Source organism: Scandinavium sp. (assembly GCF_051650185.1).
Lineage (GTDB): Bacteria > Pseudomonadota > Gammaproteobacteria > Enterobacterales > Enterobacteriaceae > Scandinavium.
Genome location: NZ_JBOFIN010000001.1, coordinates 18,347 through 37,734, shown reverse-complemented (window position 1 = coordinate 37,734; position 19,388 = coordinate 18,347). Strand labels below are relative to the sequence as shown.

Annotated in this window: 18 protein-coding genes and 1 pseudogene; 8 read left to right on the top strand and 11 right to left on the bottom strand. The window is 53.3% G+C overall.

The genetic code is table 11. The annotated features are described in order from the left end of the window. The first annotated feature begins 232 nt into the window (after window positions 1–232). Window positions 233–1,831, top strand: a complete 1,599-nt coding sequence (locus ACRCWW_RS00185) for an EAL domain-containing protein (protein ID WP_438680598.1) — start codon at window positions 233–235, stop codon at window positions 1,829–1,831. Here the strand turns inward: ACRCWW_RS00185 and soxS are convergent. Next, a complete protein-coding gene (soxS, locus tag ACRCWW_RS00180; RefSeq protein ID WP_330983749.1) occupies window positions 1,816–2,145 on the bottom strand; it encodes a superoxide response transcriptional regulator SoxS in 330 nt (109 codons plus the stop codon). The two genes, ACRCWW_RS00185 and soxS, sit on opposite strands and share 16 nt — an antisense overlap. An 86-nt stretch (window positions 2,146–2,231) precedes the next feature. Here soxS and soxR point away from each other — a divergent pair, with 86 nt between their 5' ends. From soxR to ghxP, 3 genes are all read left to right on the top strand, one after another. Next, window positions 2,232–2,693: a redox-sensitive transcriptional activator SoxR gene (soxR, locus tag ACRCWW_RS00175; protein ID WP_438680597.1), complete on the top strand. Its 462-nt coding sequence runs from the start codon at window positions 2,232–2,234 to the stop codon at window positions 2,691–2,693. A gap of 267 nt (window positions 2,694–2,960) precedes the next feature. Beyond that, the gene (locus ACRCWW_RS00170) at window positions 2,961–3,629 is read left to right on the top strand and encodes a glutathione S-transferase family protein (protein WP_438680596.1); all 669 of its coding nucleotides are present in this window, start codon (window positions 2,961–2,963) and stop codon (window positions 3,627–3,629) included. Between the two features lie 393 nt (window positions 3,630–4,022). Continuing rightward, on the top strand, window positions 4,023–5,372 hold the full coding sequence (gene ghxP, locus ACRCWW_RS00165) for a guanine/hypoxanthine transporter GhxP (RefSeq protein ID WP_404659027.1): 1,350 nt from the start codon (window positions 4,023–4,025) through the stop codon (window positions 5,370–5,372). Window positions 5,373–5,561: 189 nt separating this feature from the next. Here the strand turns inward: ghxP and ACRCWW_RS00160 are convergent, their stop codons facing one another. Both ACRCWW_RS00160 and ACRCWW_RS00155 read right to left on the bottom strand, forming a co-directional pair. Beyond that, window positions 5,562–6,080, bottom strand: coding sequence for a GNAT family N-acetyltransferase (locus tag ACRCWW_RS00160; protein WP_438680595.1), 519 nt, complete (start codon window positions 6,078–6,080; stop codon window positions 5,562–5,564). A 3-nt stretch (window positions 6,081–6,083) separates the two neighbouring features. Further along, window positions 6,084–6,353: a DUF1778 domain-containing protein gene (locus ACRCWW_RS00155; protein ID WP_438680594.1), complete on the bottom strand. Its 270-nt coding sequence runs from the start codon at window positions 6,351–6,353 to the stop codon at window positions 6,084–6,086. Between the two features lie 381 nt (window positions 6,354–6,734). Here ACRCWW_RS00155 and ACRCWW_RS00150 point away from each other — a divergent pair, with 381 nt between their 5' ends. Next, entirely contained in the window at window positions 6,735–8,381 is a 1,647-nt protein-coding gene (locus ACRCWW_RS00150; RefSeq protein WP_438680593.1) for a Na+/H+ antiporter, read from the top strand. Between the two features lie 60 nt (window positions 8,382–8,441). On the opposite strand, the gene murP is transcribed toward ACRCWW_RS00150, so the two are convergent. Beyond that, window positions 8,442–9,881 (bottom strand): PTS N-acetylmuramic acid transporter subunit IIBC, encoded by a 1,440-nt coding sequence (murP, locus tag ACRCWW_RS00145; protein ID WP_438680592.1) that lies wholly within the window; start codon window positions 9,879–9,881, stop codon window positions 8,442–8,444. A gap of 3 nt (window positions 9,882–9,884) precedes the next feature. Continuing rightward, window positions 9,885–10,796 (bottom strand): N-acetylmuramic acid 6-phosphate etherase, encoded by a 912-nt coding sequence (gene murQ / locus ACRCWW_RS00140; protein ID WP_438680591.1) that lies wholly within the window; start codon window positions 10,794–10,796, stop codon window positions 9,885–9,887. Between the two features lie 232 nt (window positions 10,797–11,028). Between murQ and ACRCWW_RS00135 the strand changes: the two genes are divergently transcribed. Beyond that, window positions 11,029–11,883 carry an SIS domain-containing protein gene (locus tag ACRCWW_RS00135; protein ID WP_438680590.1) on the top strand — a complete coding sequence of 285 codons (855 nt, stop codon included), beginning with the start codon at window positions 11,029–11,031 and terminating at the stop codon, window positions 11,881–11,883. An 85-nt stretch (window positions 11,884–11,968) separates the two neighbouring features. Here the strand turns inward: ACRCWW_RS00135 and ACRCWW_RS00130 are convergent, their stop codons facing one another. From ACRCWW_RS00130 to ACRCWW_RS00115, 4 genes are all read right to left on the bottom strand, one after another. Continuing rightward, complete coding sequence (locus ACRCWW_RS00130) at window positions 11,969–12,550, bottom strand: DUF2057 family protein (RefSeq protein ID WP_438680589.1); 582 nt, start codon at window positions 12,548–12,550, stop codon at window positions 11,969–11,971. 2 nt (window positions 12,551–12,552) lie between these two features. Beyond that, entirely contained in the window at window positions 12,553–13,638 is a 1,086-nt protein-coding gene (locus ACRCWW_RS00125; protein WP_438680588.1) for a porin, read from the bottom strand. Between the two features lie 280 nt (window positions 13,639–13,918). Next, window positions 13,919–14,884: a LysR family transcriptional regulator gene (locus tag ACRCWW_RS00120; RefSeq protein ID WP_438680587.1), complete on the bottom strand. Its 966-nt coding sequence runs from the start codon at window positions 14,882–14,884 to the stop codon at window positions 13,919–13,921. A 302-nt stretch (window positions 14,885–15,186) separates the two neighbouring features. Beyond that, window positions 15,187–16,086, bottom strand: coding sequence for a LysR family transcriptional regulator (locus ACRCWW_RS00115; RefSeq protein WP_438680586.1), 900 nt, complete (start codon window positions 16,084–16,086; stop codon window positions 15,187–15,189). Between the two features lie 102 nt (window positions 16,087–16,188). Between ACRCWW_RS00115 and ACRCWW_RS00110 the strand changes: the two are divergent. Both ACRCWW_RS00110 and ACRCWW_RS00105 read left to right on the top strand, forming a co-directional pair. Further along, window positions 16,189–16,606, top strand: a pseudogene (locus ACRCWW_RS00110) (CidA/LrgA family protein). Further along, window positions 16,599–17,288, top strand: coding sequence for an LrgB family protein (locus tag ACRCWW_RS00105; RefSeq protein WP_438680585.1), 690 nt, complete (start codon window positions 16,599–16,601; stop codon window positions 17,286–17,288). Before ACRCWW_RS00110 ends, ACRCWW_RS00105 begins: the two are co-directional and overlap by 8 nt. A gap of 119 nt (window positions 17,289–17,407) precedes the next feature. On the opposite strand, the gene actP is transcribed toward ACRCWW_RS00105, so the two are convergent. Beyond that, complete coding sequence (gene actP, locus ACRCWW_RS00100) at window positions 17,408–19,057, bottom strand: cation/acetate symporter ActP (protein ID WP_438680584.1); 1,650 nt, start codon at window positions 19,055–19,057, stop codon at window positions 17,408–17,410. After that, the gene (locus ACRCWW_RS00095; protein WP_438680583.1) at window positions 19,054–19,368 is read right to left on the bottom strand and encodes a DUF485 domain-containing protein; all 315 of its coding nucleotides are present in this window, start codon (window positions 19,366–19,368) and stop codon (window positions 19,054–19,056) included. The genes actP and ACRCWW_RS00095 overlap by 4 nt, the downstream gene beginning before the upstream one ends. Between the last annotated feature and the right edge of the window lie 20 nt (window positions 19,369–19,388).

Genomic DNA, 19,388 nt, shown 5'->3' with positions numbered 1-19,388 from the left:
TCAGTTTTAAACAATAGGGTTAACAAACCTTAATAAATAGCAGACTTAATAAAAACGACAGCTTCACTTTTAGTTTGCCTTACGGGCAAATATTATCGTCATAAACAAATATTAGGTTTTTGTTGGCAAAAGACGGTTGCTAATGTTGATTGATTCATGCAACGTAATCACCTGTCGGAAAGCATCCAGCCTGAATAGCAGGCACATTATATGCAGGGATATCAGGCTGAATATGAATCAGAGTGCGCGAAGCAACGTGCTGAGGGGCTTGGGGGTGATCGTAGTCGTGCTCCTGCCGGTGCTGCTTGCGCTTTGGTTTGCACAGCTGCGTGCCGAGTCTGAAACCCACAGCCAGCTGCAAAACTTCGCCCATATTGCGCTAAATAAAACAGAACAGGTTATCCGCCAGGCCGATCTCGCGCACGATGCAGCAGAACGCTTTACCGGTGTTGTGTGTTCGCCGGAACATCAGCAGCAAATGTTAAATATTGTTCGTGGGCGTTTATACGTGCAGGATTTAATATATGCCAACGATAATCAGTTTTTATGCTCGACGGCGGTGCATCCCGACAAAGCATGGCGAATGCCTGAACCGAATTATCGGCGTCACCCTGATATTGCTATCTATTATTATCGTGATACCCCCTTTTACCCGGGTTATAACATGACCTATATGCAGCGGGGGAATTATGTCGCGGTGATCAATCCACTCTCTTACAGTGAAGTGGTGACTGACGATGACACGATCTCTTTTGGTGCCTTTGACACCAAAACCAATGAATTCTTTTCCCTCAGCGAAAATACCAATCTGGCCACCCTGAAGCCCTTAATCCGCGACAGCAACTATGCGTTTCAGCATGATGGGCGTTTTTACACCATAGCGCTCTCTGACAAGCGACCAATCGCCATTATTATCTCGTCGTCGGTGTCTCGTTATCTCGTCAATTTCCGCCATCAGGCGACCTTAACGCTGCCGCTGGGCTTAATCTGCAGCATCCTTATTCTGCTGGTCTGGACGCGTACCCGGCAGCGCTTCAATTCTCCTAAGCGTCTGCTGCAACGGGCGCTCAGCAAACACCAGCTGCGCCTGCATTATCAGCCCATTATTGATATTAAAAATAATCAATGCGTTGGCGCTGAGGCGCTTCTGCGTTGGCCTGGCTTTGATGGCCCGGTCATGAGCCCGGCCGAATTTATTCCGCTGGCAGAAAAAGAAGGATTGATTGAGCAAGTCACGGACTACGTGGTGGAGCATGTCTTCACGGATTTAGGCCATTTTCTGGAAAGTCAGCCTGAGCTTTATGTTTCGATTAACCTCTCGGCATCGGATTTCCACTCTTCGCGTCTGATTGCGATGATTTCTGACAAAGCCCAACATTATCGGGTGCGTGCGCAGCAGATTAAAATTGAAGTGACTGAGCGTGGGTTTATTGATGTGCCGAAAACGACGCCCGTTATTCAGGCGTTTCGCCAGGCGGGCTACGAAGTGGCCATTGATGATTTCGGCACTGGCTATTCCAACCTGCATAACCTCTACTCGCTGAACGTCGATATTCTCAAAATCGATAAGTCGTTCGTCGATACGCTGACCACTAACAGCACCAGTCATTTGATTGCAGAGCATATCATTGAAATGGCGCAAAGCCTGCGGCTGAAAACGATCGCGGAAGGGGTGGAAACGGCTGAGCAGGTGAGCTGGCTGTTAAAACGCGGAGTGGAGTACTGTCAGGGTTGGCACTTTGCGAAAGCGATGCCGCCGCAGGAGTTTATCCAGTGGCAGCAACGCTCAACCCAATCGGTCATGCGCAAGGTCACTCAGGCTGAGATCTGATGGCGGTAATCACTTGGCGTTCTGTCAAACTCGCGGCGAAATACCCGTGAAAACGTCTGTTGCGAGACGTACCCTAAATCCATCGCGATATCAAAAATCGGGCGCTGAGTGGTTCTGAGTTCCTCTGCCGCCATCGACAGCCGACGCTGACGAATGTAATCACCCAGTGTCTGATGCGTGACCTGGCGGAACATTCGCTGCAGATACCATTTTGAATAACCTGATTTTTTCGCGACAACGTCGATGTTTAAGGGTTGATCGATATGGTCATCAATCCATTCAATTAAAGTCTGAACAATTTGCTGATGGGACATAAGCGGCCTCTTTTTCACCTTCTCGGTTCGTCGTTTTGTCTGCGGGCGAGTATAATTCCTCAAGTTAACTTGAGGTAAAGCGCTTTATGGAAAAGAAATCTCCCCGCATTAAAACGCTGCTTACACCTGGTGAAGTGGCAAAACGTAGCGGCGTTGCCGTCTCGGCGCTGCATTTCTATGAAAGCAAAGGGCTTATCGAAAGCACGCGTAACGGTGGCAATCAGCGGCGATACCGTCGTGATGTGCTGCGTTATGTGGCGATCATTAAGATTGCCCAGCGAATTGGCATTCCACTGTCGACCATCAGCGATGCGCTGGGTGTGTTGCCGGAAGGGCACAACCTGAGCCCGAAGGCCTGGAAACAGCTCTCGTCACAATGGCGTGAAGAGCTGGATAGCCGTATCAGTACGCTAGTGGCGCTACGCGATCAGTTAGATGGGTGCATCGGCTGCGGCTGCTTATCCCATCGTGATTGTCCGCTGCGTAACCCAGGCGACATGCTTGGCGAGAAAGGGCCGGGCGCGCATTTCCCGGGTGATATGGAATAGAAAAAACTAAAGCGCCACACGAGGGCGCTTTAGTTGTTTTCCGGTCTTTGTCTTTCTCTCTATCCCGCTGGTTCACGGGAGGGTTTCCCCCGACATCAGTACGCCTCAGTCGATCAAATGGGTTGGAGGTTCCGGTTTGTGCTGACACTTTAAGTCTATGCCGGGCACGCTCTTTTGCCAGTACACCGGGCGTCTTTTTAGCCGAATTTTTTCCCGCCTTACGCCACAGTTCCTATAGTTATTTTGAACAACTCACAGGAGACCGCCATGCTGACGGTGCATCATCTCAATCTGTCCCGCTCCCAGCGCGTGCTTTGGGCGCTGGAGGAACTGGAATTGCCCTACCAAATCGTGCGCTACCAGCGCGAACCGACCATGCTGGCGCCGGAAGCGTTAAAAAAAGTTCACCCGCTGGGCAAGTCTCCGGTGCTGGAAGATGAAGGGACGGTGCTGGCGGAATCCGGGGCGATCCTCGAATACCTCCAGGAAACGCGTGACCCAGAGCAGAAACTAAAACCTTCTGACCCACAGGCGCGTATTCAGTATCGCTTCTGGCTTCATTACGCCGAAGGATCGCTGATGCCGATGCTGCTGATGAAGCTGGTCTTTGGCTCTCTGGGAAAACCGCCTGTCCCTATCGGAATAAGAACAGTGGGGAAACTCCTTGGGAAGGGCGTGCAGAAAGCTTATCTCAACAAGCAACTGGCGACGCATGCCGCTTTTATCGAATCACATCTTGCGCAAAACCCGTGGTTTGCCGGGGAAACGCTAAGCATGGCGGATATTCAGATGAGTTATCCGGCGCTGGCGCTTCTGGCTCGTGGCGAGCAGGGTGAAATGCCGCACCTCACTGCGTGGAAAAAAAGGGTCGAAATGCGTCCTGCCTGGCAAAGAGCGATTCAACAGGGTGGCCCACTCGATTTTCCTGGCACGTAATTCGCCATCATAAAAACCGATGACGGACAGGAATGAAAATATTCCTCCACAAAATTGTTGCCAGATTGCGCATAGACGATAACGTTTGCGCACACGTTGGCGATTTCTTCGCCGTCATAAGCGAAATTTAGCCAAATCGCATAAACATCAGTTGAAAAGGGCAGTATAAAAGCCAGATAATCGTTTGCCTTTTTTGCCGGCCCTGTTTTTGTCTTGCGTAAACTCAGTGGCGGGTCACATTGAACACCGTTTTTGTCTGCGCGGAGTTAAACGTTTGCTTTTTTGCGGCTCCCCTTAGTCGCGATGTAGCACAGGGAGATGACGCTTAGCTGGCAGTGGATTGTCCACCACGCAGACGGACGAATGATAAAAAACTCTCAGGGGATGTTTGCTATGTCTACGCCTTCAGCGCGTACCGGCGGTTCACTCGACGCCTGGTTCAAAATTTCAGCCCGTGGCAGCACGGTTCGTCAGGAAATCGTTGCCGGGTTAACCACCTTTCTGGCGATGGTGTACTCCGTTATCGTGGTACCAGGCATGCTCGGCAAAGCCGGTTTCCCACCTGCTGCCGTCTTCGTGGCGACTTGTCTGGTCGCGGGTGTCGGTTCTCTGGTTATGGGCCTGTGGGCTAACCTGCCGCTGGCCATTGGCTGCGCGATTTCACTGACCGCATTCACGGCGTTCAGCCTGGTTCTGGGCCAGCACATCAGCATTCCGGTCGCTCTCGGCGCGGTATTCCTGATGGGTATTTTGTTCACCGTGATTTCTGCCACCGGTATTCGTAGCTGGATCCTGCGCAATCTGCCGCAGGGCGTTGCGCACGGCACAGGTATTGGTATCGGCCTGTTCCTGCTGCTGATTGCCGCAAACGGCGTGGGCCTGGTTATTAAAAACCCGCTGGACGGTCTGCCAGTCACGCTGGGCCACTTTGCCAGCTTCCCGGTCATCATGTCGCTGATTGGTCTGGCGGTGATCATCGGCCTGGAAAAACTCAAAGTGCCAGGCGGCATTCTGCTGACCATCATTGGCGTTTCCGTGGTTGGTTTGATTTTCGACCCCTCCGTGCATTTCTCCGGTATTTTTGCGATGCCTTCCCTGAGCGATGAGCACGGCAATTCCCTGATTGGCAGCCTCGACATCATGGGCGCGCTGAATCCGGTTGTTCTGCCAAGCGTCCTTGCGCTGGTCATGACCGCAGTCTTCGATGCGACAGGTACCATTCGTGCGGTCGCCGGTCAGGCTAACCTGCTGGATAAAGACGGGCAGATCATTAACGGCGGTAAAGCGCTGACCACCGACTCCCTGAGCAGCGTGTTCTCAGGTCTGGTGGGCGCGGCCCCGGCAGCAGTCTATATCGAATCGGCTGCGGGTACGGCGGCTGGCGGTAAAACCGGTCTGACAGCCATTACCGTGGGTGTGCTGTTCCTGCTGATCCTGTTCCTCTCGCCACTCTCTTATCTGGTTCCCGCCTACGCAACCGCTCCGGCGTTGATGTACGTGGGTTTGCTGATGCTGAGTAACGTGGCAAAAATCGACTTCAACGACTTCGTTGATGCGATGGCAGGCCTGATCACGGCGGTCTTCATCGTGCTGACCTGTAACATCGTGACCGGCATCATGATTGGTTTTGCGACCCTGGTGATTGGCCGCATCGTGTCAGGTGAATGGCGCAAGCTGAACATCGGCACCGTGATCATTGCCCTGGCGCTGGTCGCGTTCTATGCAGGTGGTTGGGCGATTTAAGCCTGACGCTGTGTAGTATGAAGCCCCTTGCGAGGGGCTTTTTTATGCCTGTTGATTGCCCGGCGGCGCTACGCTTGCCAGGCCTACAAAACAGGGCATTCCGTAGGCCGGCGTAAGGCAAAGCCGCCACCCGGCATGAGCGCAGGTTTCACACGTGCTCACACTACTTTGCGTTGAACCTTTTTTATGTCACTCAAACAGCTTTTCAATTGATTTTGTCGGGAAAAAAAGCGAGCTGGCGTTCTCCCCCACCAGGGGGATAAAACCGAGCTTCAGGTAAAATTGTTTCGCCTTCTCTGATTGAGCATCCACAAACAAACCATGTACACCAACAGCTTTCGAAGCCCGGTAAACAACCCGCATTGCATGTGCGACAAGCGTTGATCCCCATGCCTGGCGCTGAAGGTCACGATGCACAGCCAGGCGACCTAATGTGACACTCGGTACATTGACGTAAGGCACCTGGCGTTTTTGTGCGCTGGAGGGGAGGGTAGCTCTCTCAAAGCAGCTCCCGGACAGCGTGTAGTAGCCCAATACTTTGGGTAACGGATGCGGCGTAAGCAGGAGGTAAGCCCGTAAAATGCGCCCCCGATGCTGCCGGGACAGGTGGTCTTTAAGGAAAATATTGAGATTTTCTTCGCCGCAATCGAAGCCTGTAAAATCATACTCAGCCTCTTCAGAGAAAATCTCTATCTTCAGATGATCCACCGCTTACTCCTTGTCCTTGAGGCGTTTTGCTGCTTTTTTCAGCCTGTCGTTAGGGGCTGGTGGATGACTAATGGCTTCCATCACCTGGTTCCAGGAGGCCTCATTCAGAATCAGACGACGATGCTGCTCAATCACCTCAGCGGCACGCTCTGAAGCGCTCGTCACCATAAACTGGGTGATGCTCTGGTTGGTCATTGCTGCCGCTTCTTCGATCATGCTTTTGTCCTCATCGGTCAGCCTGAGATCGATACGTTGTTTTTTCAGGGCTGGCATTCTCTGCTCCTCGGCAGCCTTTACAAAGCGGCTGTCGTTCTCGTTGTGCTGGATGTGTATGTGTACGGATTTATTCCGTACAAAAATATAAAGCGCAGCGAGTAAATTTTCAACAATAAAGCACCTGGATTCTGGTGGCAGCAAGCATAATTTGCAGCGTGACGGGGTGACTTACTTCTTTTGCGAGCGTGCTTCTAAAAAGGGGGAATTCCGAAAGGGAGGGTAGACCGGGAGTGAATGCTGTTATCGCATTTATGTTATTACGCAATGATTTATCTGACATTTTGCATTTTAGGGCACATCCTGCCGTTCTTTGCGATAAGCTGGATGACGTATTATCCGACACAGCTTTAGCACTAAGATATCGCATACAGGGATAGCATGGAAATTTTCTTCACAATACTGATCATGATTCTGCTGGTCTCCCTTTCCGGGGTGATCACCCGTGTATTACCCTTCCAGATCCCACTGCCGCTGATGCAAATCGCCATCGGCGCGCTTCTGGCGTGGCCGACGTTTGGGCTGCACGTCGAGTTTGATCCGGAACTGTTCCTCGTTCTGTTTATTCCACCGCTGCTGTTTGCTGACGGCTGGAAGACGCCGACACGCGAGTTTATCGAGCATGGGCGAGAGATATTCGGTCTTGCGCTGGCGTTAGTGATAGTCACCGTGGTCGGTATCGGCTTCCTGATTTATTGGGTCGTACCGGGCATCCCTCTGATCCCTGCTTTTGCGCTGGCGGCCGTGCTGTCACCGACCGATGCCGTTGCGCTTTCGGGCATTGTTGGCGAAGGGCGCATTCCTAAGAAAATAATGGGGATTTTACAGGGCGAAGCGTTAATGAATGACGCGTCTGGCCTGGTGTCGCTGAAATTTGCCGTGGCGGTGGCGATGGGCACCATGGTGTTCAGCGTCGGGGGCGCCAGCCTGGAGTTTCTGAAAGTCGCCATTGGCGGCATTCTTGCCGGGTTCGCGGTGAGCTGGCTGTATGGCCGCTCGATGCGTTTTCTTAGCCGATGGGGTGGTGACGAACCGGCAACCCAGATTGTGTTGCTGTTCCTTCTGCCGTTTGCCTCTTATCTGTTTGCGGAACACATCGGGGTATCCGGCATTCTCGCCGCCGTCGCGGCAGGGATGACCATCACCCGTTCCGGTGTGATGCGTACTGCGCCGCTGGCGATGCGTCTGCGTGCAAACAGCACCTGGGCAATGCTTGAATTCGTCTTTAACGGCATGGTGTTTCTGCTGTTAGGTTTGCAGTTGCCGGGTATCCTCGAGACGTCGCTGGTGGCAGCAGAGGCCGATCCGAATGTCGAAACCTGGATGTTGTTCGCCGATATTATCCTTATCTACGCCGCCTTAATGCTCGTCCGTTTCGGTTGGCTGTGGACGATGCAGCGCTTCAGCCAGCGTTTCCTGAAGAGAAAGCCCATGGAGTTCGGAAGCTGGAGCACGCGCGAGCTACTCATTGCTTCATTCGCCGGGGTTCGCGGGGCAATCACCCTCGCCGGTGTGCTGTCGATCCCGCTTCTTCTGCCGGATGGCAATGTTTTCCCGGCACGTTATGAGCTGGTGTTCCTTTCCGCCGGGGTGATCCTCTTCTCGCTGTTTGTGGCGGTGGTGGTGATGCCGATCCTGCTTCAGCACATCGAGGTGGCCGATCACTCTCAGCAGCATAAAGAAGAGCGTCTGGCACGAGCCGCGACCGCAGAAGTGGCGATTGTCGCCATTCAGAAAAAAGTGGAGCGCATGGCGGTTGATACCGAAGAGAACATCGACAATCAGCTTCTGACCGAAGTCAGCTCGCGAGTGATTGGTAATCTGCGTCGCCGCGCGGACGGGCGAAATGATGTGGAAACGTCAATGCTGGAAGAATCGCTGGAGCGGCGCTTCCGTCTCGCAGCATTACGCTCAGAACGCGGTGAGCTTTACCATCTTCGTGCCACACGCCAAATCAGCAACGAAACGCTGCAAAAACTGTTGCATGACCTCGATTTGCTGGAAGCGTTACTGATTGAAGATCAGTAGTCCATTTCCTTAAAAAAAGCCGCCATCAAGGCGGCTTAAAAGGGGGGGTAACGTTACCCGTTACTGAAGGTCAACGTTTTTACTGCCAAAGAACCAGGTCAATACAAACCCTGCAAGATAGGAAATCAAAATACCCGCCACATAAACGGCCATTCCGGCGAAGATGCCCTGAGAAGAGGTCATCAGCGGAATAGAGACCAGGCCGGACGGGCCGAACACGGTATTCAGGCCAACAGGCAGGCCAAGCCAGGAAACCAGGCCGATAAAGAAGCCGCCGACAGCGCCGCCGATACAGGCCGTGATAAACGGTTTCAGGCGCGGCAGGGTAACGCCGTAAATCAGCGGCTCACCGATACCCAGCAGGCCCGGGAAGATAGCGCCTTTAATCTGACCACGCAGAACGGAACCCTGCTTAGCGCGGAAGTAGAGCGCCAGCGAAGCCCCCACCTGGCCCGCACCGGCCATCGCCAGAATCGGGAACAGGGAGTTAAAGCCCTGCGCATCCATCAGCGCGAAGTACACCGGCACGAAGCCCTGGTGGATCCCAAAGACCACCGCAATCAGGAACAGACCTGCCAGCAGTGCAGTCCCAAACGGGTTGCCGTTGAGGTGCAGGAACAGCCAGGACATGCCTTTAAACAGCTCGCCGCCAATCGGCATAATCACGGTAAAGGTGATAGCGCCCGTAATCAGCAACGTGATGGCTGAGGTCAGGATCATATCCAGATCGTCGTGAATGAAACGACGCACCTGGCGCTCAATCCATGCGCCCAGAATACAGGCCAGAAGCACGCCGATAATGTTGCCGCGCGGGTCGATCGTCAGGCCGAAGAAATCCTGCATGCCCGCGTAGTAGCCCACTTTGCCTTCCGGCACGTAGCGCAGAATAAACAGCGACGCGATAATGGCCCCGTTAACGCCGGAACCCCCAAAGGCTTTCTGGGTGTTGAAGCCAATCAGGATGCTCAGGAAGGTGAAGAGGCCGATGCTGAACACTTTCATGTAGGCGATAAGCTCGACCATCCAGCTGGCTGGCGTGTCGAAAATCTGTTGCAGCAGGGTCGCGATACCCAGCAGCAGGCCCGCAGCGATGAAGCCCGGGATCAGTGGCGTAAAGATGGTGGCGAATTTGGTCAGGAAGTTGTGAACAGCGCTGTTTTGCTTGCCCTTCATCTTCGCTTTGTTCTCGCTGGCCTGAGATTTCAGATTGGCGTCCGTCGCAGGCGCGGTAGCTTCACCACCTTCTGCTTTTATCATCTCATTCATCATTTCGCTGGCCGTTTGCGCTTTGCCCGGGCCAAGAATGATTTGCAGCTGATCGTCGCCGTTAATGACGCCCATCACGCCAGGTACCGCTTTCAGCGCGTCGATATCCACCGCATCGCGGTCAACCAGCGTCAGGCGCAGGCGCGTCATGCAGTTGCCGCAGACGCTGATATTGGTTTTCCCGCCAGAAAGGTGTAGCAGTTGCTCAATCATTGAGCTTGTTATTTTAGCCATCAGTTAGTTGCTCCCAATACCTTGTATGGCGCTACGGATAAAGCCGTTATTGCTGGACAGCATCTCGCTGGCATCAGCCGCGCTGACGCCAGCCAGCAGCATCACAATGGCGGTTTTACAGTGGCGGTTGCAGGCATTCAGCGCATTTTCTGCTTCTGCCGGAGTGCACTCGGTCGCCTGCACCACGATGTTGACCTGACGCTGCAGCAGCTTGGCGTTGGTGGCTTCCACGTCCACCATCAGATTGCCGAAGACTTTACCGGAGCGGATCATCGCGCCGGTCGTCAGCATGTTAAGGATCAGTTTTTGTGCGGTGCCCGCTTTCATGCGGGAAGAGCCGGTGACCACTTCTGCGCCGACCAGCGGTTCGATGGCGATGTCGGCGATTTTGCCGATTTCGCTGCCGCGGTTACAGGCGATAGCGCCGACAGTCGCGCCGACGCTACGGGCATAATTCAGCGCGCCAATCACGTAAGGCGTACGGCCGCTGGCGGCGATGCCAACCACCACATCACGCTCGTTGAGGGCCAGGTCGCGCAGATCCTGTTCACCTAGCTGAACGTTGTCTTCTGCATTTTCAACCGCCTGCAAAATGGCCGTTTTGCCGCCAGCGATCAGGCCGATAACCATTTCACGTGGTGTACCGTAAGTGGGTGGGCATTCACTTGCATCCAGAATACCCAGGCGGCCGGAAGTCCCCGCGCCGCAGTAAATCAGACGGCCGCCGTTGGCGAACGCGTGGGTGATGGCATCCACCGCTTTTGCGATGGCAGGCAGCTGTTCTTCAACCGCCAGAGCGACTTTTTTATCTTCCTCGTTGATCACCTTCAGCATGTCCAGGGTCGACAGGTTATCGATATTTTCGCTGGCCAGGTTGCGGCTTTCGGTGGTCAGGGTGGATAAATCAATTTTCATAACGGCCTCAATGAATAATGTATTTCATGGATGGAATAATATATTCCAATAATCTCGATAAGAAGTAATATTTTATCCCTCAGCGGTAAACTGTGATCACGGTCAACCTGAAAGGCCGCGATCGTCGCCTTCAAACGCCGAAACGAGATGAAAGGGTGCCATGTGTGGGGGAATGCCTTATCATTTTAAACCTAGTTTGAGCCAGCCGACCCGAGCGATTGATTGCCGTTATATGAAACACATCAACACTATTCTGCATAACAAAGACCTGTTCACGCCCGGCGAACGTAAGATCGCGGATTTCATCATCGAAAACCCGGGGCGCGTGAAGCAGTTCTCTTCCCCGGAGCTTGCCGAAGTGCTTGGCATCAGCCAGTCGAGCATCATTAAATTCACGCAGAAGCTGGGCTTTAAGGGCTTCACCAACTTCAAAATTGCGCTGGTGGAAGAGTGGGGCCAACAAAGCGTCGAACGTAAGAATGACGTGGCCTACATTCATAACGAAATCAACAGCGAAGACACCTTTCCGGATATCGCCGAGAAGCTGATGCTGGAAAAACAGCAGGCGCTGCGCGACACCACTCAGGGTCTGGATTTCAGCAAGCTCCAGCAGGTTGTCGAACTGATTCGCCAGGCCGGACGCGTACAAATTACCGCCATTGGCGGTTCATCGCTGATTGCCAAAGACCTGGCCTATAAGCTGATGAAAATTGGCTATCCGGTGATGAATGAAATGGACAGCCACGTGCAGATTACCGTTGCACAGTCGCTGACCGCTGCCGACGTACAGATTGCTATCTCCTTTTCCGGCAGCCGCCGGGAAGTTCAGGTGGCGGCAGAAACAGCCAAAGCGCGAGGCGCAAAAATCATCGCACTGACCTCGCTGCACCAGTCGCCGCTGCGCCAGGTGGCAGATGTGACGCTGGACACCATTGCCGATGGCAGCAAAACCCACAGTTCTTCCATTGCCGTGCGCACCGCGCAGCATACGCTGATTGATTTGCTGTTTGTTTGCCTGTTGCAGCAGGGTGAGGAAGATCGTCGCGAGCTGATCGAACAGAGCCGTAAGCTGGTGAATAAGCTTTAATTATTGCCCGGTGGCGAGTGCAGGCCTACGCGATCTGTAGGCCCGTGCAAACGAAGTGCCGCCGGGCAATCGGTCAACGAGAGCATTACTGCACGTCCAGCGCCCACTTCAGAAACGCTTTTCGCTGTTTCGCATCACTCTGTAAATAGAGCTTCTGCATCGCTTTCATCGTGTCTGATTCCGCCTGAGCCGCTGCCGCCACCGGAGCGGCTGGCGCAGGCGCGCCATTGACCACTGAATCCCAGGACGTGCTAATCGATCCAAACGAACTGCTCCGAATCAGCGGCGAATGGTTGAACGGCACCGCTTTGCCGTTCACCGTCAGGATAAAGACCGGCTCTTTCGCCAGCGCCCGCACTTCTGACGTATCAGCCGCCATTTTGGTGGTCAGTTCAATGTCTTCGTCGCCGGTGGCGTTAAACGTCAAAAGATAAGGCTTTGACGTCACGCGACCATTGCTCTGGTTGGTGGAGGACGGGTTTTCCGGGCTGTCATATTTCACGACAACCTTCTGCTCACCGTCCTTCAGCGCGATATCGTCGCTGAAAATACTGACATCTGCCGATTTCGCGGCCAGCACCGTCAGGTTATCTCCAACGGTGAGTTTGGGGGCGGCCATCACCTGGCCGCCGCAGAACAGAAGAGACACTAACAGTAATTTTTTCATGCTCAGAACTCGTAGCGCAGACCAAGGTGGAAGTAATCATCTGCCGGATTGCTGCCGCCAAAGGAAACGCGGTTGTGGGTGTATTTATTGGTGCCTTCTTTCCCGTTACGCCAGGAGTAGGAGGTGTAAATGGAGCTGCGTTGAGTCAGTTTGTACTGCACTTCGAAGGTGGTATCGCGCAGCTGCAGGCCGTCGCCGTCTTCGTTATCCAGATGGCGATAGCCGGTACGCAGCGCCCAGTCCGGGCTCAGGTTCCACACCAGCGTTGCTTCGTAATCTTTATCCACGCTGTCAGAAGAGCCGTCGAGGAAGGTCACGCGATCCTGTGCGTAGAGCAGGCCCAGCATCACATCGCCAATGTAATAGCGCGTACCGATGCCCCAGAATGAGTATTCGTCGCTCATGTCGTGATAAAGCGTGGAGGTTGTGTCATGACGGGATTTTTCTTTCTGCGCGGCGATAACCGGCTGCAATTTACCCGCATCACCCATATCCAGCGTATAACGGACTGCCCCGTTGTAGCCGTAATCCAGGTCAGAGGTGTTATTTCCCAGAATATAAGCTGCGGAGACATCCACATCACCAAAGGTATTTTGATACTGGATGGTGCCATCCTGACGGAATACCTGTACGGCCGTCGGATCAACGAAGTTTGCCTGGCGAGCCATGGCTACATCCGAGCTGGCAAAGACGTCACCGATATCGGTGAACATAATCAGGCCGGAGGACACACGGCCGCCGGTAATTTTACCGTACTCGGCTAAATCCAGACCGGCCCAGACGTAACGCGCGGTAAAGTCGCTTGGGTTTTCCGCCACGTTATTGGCATATTCGGCCGCATTCACCTGATACTGAGCAAGGCCAATCACCGCCATTTTCTCGTTAATGGCCTGGCGTGCGGAGAAGCCCAGACGAGCGTCAAAATCGCCAGAAGTATTGCCGGTTTTTTTGTCTGAAACGTTGAAACCTAAGCGGCCATACAGGTCGATGAATGAGCCATCGTCAGCCTGGTAAATCGGGGCAGAAACCGCAGCGTTGCTGGCGGCCAGTAAGAACAGTGCTGTGAGCGTTTTAAATTTAAATTTCACGAAACCAATCCCTGTGCAAATGAGTAAAAAAAAACAGGATTGGAATTAATCATTCCATAAATTAAGTATCAATGTAATTTTTTATTCCATTATGGTTTTTGTGAAAACGTTCAAAATTAGCACTTAAAAACACAAGGATACTCTGAGAAATTTAGGGGTGAAAGGGTCGTTTTTTCCGTAAAAAGCAGGTCGTAACAGTAATAAGGAAAGAGGTGTGATGAGAAATGTCCTGGTTTCTTGTTAGCGGCAGCACCTGGTATTTATAGGCGAACAGCCATGGTCATAAGGTGGAAGGAGGGTGATAGCATGAATTCAGAGCACTTTTTATTAACTCTTTAATTTTGATAAAAGAAGCATCCTTCACCATCGTACTGCGGTAGATAATATTGTAGGTATAAGAGGAAAAGGAGAAGGGAAAGTCAGTTGAAATTCTGCGCAGGTTAAAGCGGCTGCCGAAAACCGTAAACATATCTTCAGAGATAACCCCGATCCCTTCGAAACTTTCCAGCGCGGTTAACACAGGCAGAATCGAGTCGCTGCTAAAGACAATATTGCGTTCGTTGCGCAGCAGCGTTCTGGTGAAATTGGCGATTTCCATTTGCACCATGGCGTCATTGGCCAGGCTGGTAATCCAGCGATGCTGGGTTAGCTCTTCTGCGGTAATGCTGTCACCGACTTGTCGATAGTTATTATTACAGACCAGAATCAAATCTTTCTTTTGTGTAGATTCACAAGTGAGATAGGAATTAAAGACCGGAGTCATCGAGATCGCAATATCTGCCTTGCGATAATTAAATAAATCTTCGATATCGCAATCGGCAGAGTAAATATTGTGGTGGGCAATTTCATAATGATAGCCCTCCTGTTTTGAAAAGCTGTTTAGCCGAGGCATCATTAAGGACATTATGCTGGGAGGCGAATAAATAGAAAATGTCTTACGCTCTGACTCATGCGTTCCCACACGAATAACATTATTCAGCGAAGAGAGGTTGGTCATGACATTGGCGTGAATATGTTCTGAAAGGATAGTCGGCATCAGCGTATTTTTGCTTTTAATAAACAGCGGGTCATGAAAATATTCACGGATCTTCTTCAGTGACTGGCTGACTGCCGGACTGGAAACGCCCAAAGACACCGCAGCCTTGGCAATGCTGCGATGGCGATAGATAAGCTCAAAAATAATAATAAGATTCAGATCGAAATGGCTGAGGTTTTCGATATCCTGAAGTGATAACGACTTAGGCATTGTGCTGTCCGGTATGCTCATAGTAACCACGCTAAAGTATAGACGTGAAATAAATTGTACGGGAGCGAGGGTATAGCTTTTTAGCGTTCAGTTGCGCGCGGCACGACTGATTTTAGTTATGTGCTATACTTTTTTGTTGCACGAAAATGTCGGACCTTAAGGTAAATTACTGACGATTTGCTCATGCGAATCCTTCGCTATTATTCAGACTAAGATAATCCCTTCGCTGGATATTATCACTGAATAATAAAATAAGGAGATAAACGCCAGTAAGCTACGTTTATTTTACACTTAATCCTCTGTTATTTAGCCTGATCGCCACTTCCTACCCAAAACCCCTCACAGCATTTCAGCCACGCCTGCGCACTGTGTGAAAGATAGGAGCCTTCGCGCCAGATCATGCCCAGTTGCCAGTTCAGTTCGCTGTTAAGCGGGATCCAGCGCAGGGTGTTTTTATCCAGCCGCTGGCAGATAGGCTCGGGCAAAATAGCGACGCCGACACCCGCCTGAACCATGGCGGCCAAAAAATCCCACTGGCCGCTGCGTACGGCGATGCGCGGTTTGACGTTATGATCAGTGAATAACTGCATGAGCTGACGGCTCAGAGCAAAATCTTCGTTGTAGATTAGCAGCGGGTGTGCCGCCAGTTGCTCGGGGCTAATTGATTCCACGTCCAGCCAAACGCCTGAGCGCGGAACCAGCACGCATAATGGGTGGCTGAACAGCGGCAGCGTGGAGAGCCCGCTTTCTTCATCGACAGGCAACGCGGTCATCGCCACATCCAGATCGCCGTTCATCACCGCCTGCTGAACAGTCAGGCCGCCAAACTCTGAAATTTTCAACTCTACGCCAGGATAACGCTGACGAAACAGGCTGATGGGGCCGGCCATCAGCATGCCGACCATCGGCGGAATACCCAGACGAAGAAGGCCTTTATGCAGATGGTTGATGTCGCTGAGCTCGGCTTCCAGCTGACGAAATTCGGTGAGGATGGCGACACCTCGTTCAAACACCACGCGCCCGGTGTCGGTCAGCAGCAGTTTGCGACCGTCACGAATGAGAAGGGTACAGTTGAGTTCATCTTCCAGATTTTTCAGCATTTTACTGATGGTCGGCTGGGTGACAAACAGCTTCTCTGCCGCGCGGGTAAAGCTCTGCTGGCGAACCACTTCGACGAAATAGCGCAGCGTTCTTATGTCCATGATTATTCCTCGAAACTATACCTTCAATGATTTTAATTCATTTCAGTCACGGTCGGCGTCTCACTATACTGAGCGCCTTCACTTTTTTCAGGAATTCCTTTCATGGCTGTGGCCTTAGGGCGCGTAACGCCTGCTGTCCTGCATCATCTTCAGGTTCCGGTGCAGGTGGTTCTGTATGCCGGTTTGTTTGTCCTGGCTGAACATCTGGTCGCGTGGTGCCATTTACCGCTGCCCGCCAATCTGGTGGGGATGGTGCTGTTGCTGGCGCTGATTGTTTGTCGTGTCGTGCCGCTGAAGTGGGTTCGCGCCGGGTCTCGCTGGCTGCTGGCTGCTGGCTGAAATGCTGCTGTTCTTCGTTCCTGCGGTGGTCGCGGTCGTGAATTACGCGCAACTGTTGATGATTGATGGCTGGCGCATTTTTCTGGTTATCGCCCTGAGCACCCTGATGGTGCTGGCCTCCACCGCCTGGGTGGTCGATAAAGTCTATCGCTATGAGCTGCGCAGGATGAACCATGAATAACTTCCTGCTCAGCGTGCTGTGCCTTGCCATCACGCTGGGGCTTTATTACGCCAACAAACGGCTGTATCGCCGTTTTCGCAAATTGCCGCTGATGCCGCTGGTGTTCACGCCGATTTTGCTGGTGCTGATGCTGGTCTTTGGCCACATTTCCTACCAAAACTACATGGGTGAAGCGCACTGGCTGCTGTGGCTGTTAGGCCCGGCGACCATCGCGTTTGCGGTGCCGGTGTATGACAACCTGGCCGTCATCAAACGTCACTGGATGTCGCTGACGGCGGGCGTCACAACGGCGATTGTTGTTGCCGTCACCAGTTCTGTCTGGCTGGCCCGTCTGTTCACCTTGCCGGATGAAATTCAGCGCAGCCTGGCGGTGCGTTCCATCACCACGCCGTTTGCCCTTGCAGCCGCAAAACCCATTGGCGGGCAGCCAGAGTTAGTGGCGCTGTTTGTGGTGATCACCGGCGTGTTCGGCATGGCGGTGGGCGATATGCTGTTTATGCGTCTGGCGATTCGTGAAGGGATGGCAAAAGGTGCAGGTTTTGGTGCCGCATCACACGGAGCAGGGACTGCGCGTTCTTACGAGCTAGGGCCGCAGGAAGGCGTCGTTGCCAGCCTGGTGATGATGTTATCCGGCGTGGCGACGGTGCTGGCAGCGCCGCTGCTGGCATGGATCATGTTCTGAAGTCCGAATTGCCGGATGAGGCTACGCCTTATCCGGCCTACAAGTCAGAGGCAGGCCCGGTGTGCAGGCCAGGTCAGGCGTTAGCCGCCACCTGGCAATCAGCGCCACCGGGCAGCTCTTTAGTGTGCGCGGCCCTGTTCGATCCCGAGGCCGGTTTGTGAACGGATAAACTGCGCACGGAACTGCTCGCGTTCGCGCAGACCTTCCGCAGAGTTGTCGGTGGCTGAGAAGAACCAGATACCGATGAAGGCCACGGCAATGGAGAACAGCGCCGGGTACTCATACGGGAAAATCGCTTTCTCGTGACCGAGGATCTGCACCCAAATGGTTGGGCCGAGGACCATCAGAATGATCGCTGTCAGCAGGCCGAGCCACCCGCCAATCATCGCCCCGCGCGTGGTCAGCTTCGACCAGTACATGGAAAGCAGGATGATCGGGAAGTTACAGCTCGCGGCAATCGAGAACGCCAGACCCACCATAAAGGCGATGTTCTGTTTCTCGAACAGAATGCCCAGCAATATCGCCACCACGCCCAGCACCAGCACGGTGATTTTCGACACTTTCAGCTCATCACGCTCAGACGCGCCTTTGCGGAACACGTTGGCATAGAGATCGTGCGAAACCGCCGATGCGCCCGCCAGCGTCAACCCGGCCACGACCGCGAGGATGGTGGCGAATGCCACTGCGGAAATGAAGCCAAGGAACAAGTTACCGCCGACAGCATCTGCCAGGTGCACTGCCGCCATGTTGTTGCCGCCAATCAGCTGGCCTGCGGCATCTTTAAACGCCGGGTTAGCGCCCACCAGCATGATCGCGCCAAAGCCGATGATAAAGGTCAGGATGTAGAAATAACCCATAAAACCGGTGGCGTAGAACACGCTCTTACGTGCTTCACGTGCATCGCTCACGGTGAAGAAACGCATCAGGATGTGTGGCAATCCGGCGGTACCAAACATCAGGCCAAGACCGAGCGAGAGCGCGGATATCGGGTCTTTCACCAGGCCACCGGGGCTCATGATCGCCGCGCCCTTCGGATGGACGGCCATCGCTTCAGTGAACAGATTGTTGAAGCTGAAGCCGACGTGTTTCATCACCATAAAGGCCATAAAGCTTGCACCGAACAGCAGCAGCACGGCTTTGATGATTTGTACCCATGTGGTGGCGAGCATGCCGCCAAACAGCACGTACATCACCATCAGCACGCCAACCAGCACCACCGCAACGTGGTAGTTCAGGCCAAACAGCAGCTCAATCAACTTGCCCGCACCGACCATCTGCGCAATCAGATACAGCGCAACGACAACCAGTGAACCGCAGGCGGAGAGAATACGAATCGGCCCCTGTTTCAGGCGATAGGAGGCGACATCGGCGAAGGTATAGCGCCCAAGGTTGCGCAGGCGTTCGGCTATCAGGAACAGAATAATCGGCCAGCCGACGAGGAACCCGAGCGAGTAAATCAGGCCGTCGTAGCCAGAGGTGTAGACCAGTGCGGAAATGCCGAGGAACGATGCCGCAGACATAAAGTCACCGGCAATCGCCAGCCCGTTCTGGAAACCGGTGATATTGCCGCCCGCGGTGTAGTAATCGCTACGCGATTTCACGCGTTTTGAGGCCCAGTAAGTGATGTACAGCGTCAGCAGCACAAAGACCAGGAACATGATGATGGCTTCCCAGTTTGTCGGCTGACGCTCGACTGCGCCGGTAATTGCATCAGCGGCGTTAGCCGCCAGGGGCTGCGTGGCGGCGAGTGCCGTCATTAGCTTTTTCATGATGCTTTCACCTCACGCATAACCGACTTCGTCAGCCTGTCGAATTCGCCATTTGCCCGCCAGACGTAAACGCCCGTGAGCACAAAAGAAATCACAATCACACCAATCCCGATAGGAATGCCGCGTGTGACACTGGTTCCGGCGTGCAGCGGCGTACCGAGCCAGCCTGGGGCGAAAGCAATCAGCAAAATAAAACCGACGTAGACGACCAGCATGATAATGGACAGAAGCGTGGCAAACCGTTGCCGTTTTTCGACTAACTCCCTGAAATGCGCACTGTCTTCTATCTGCTGACAAATATCGTTATTCATCACAGAGTTTCTCCAGAGGT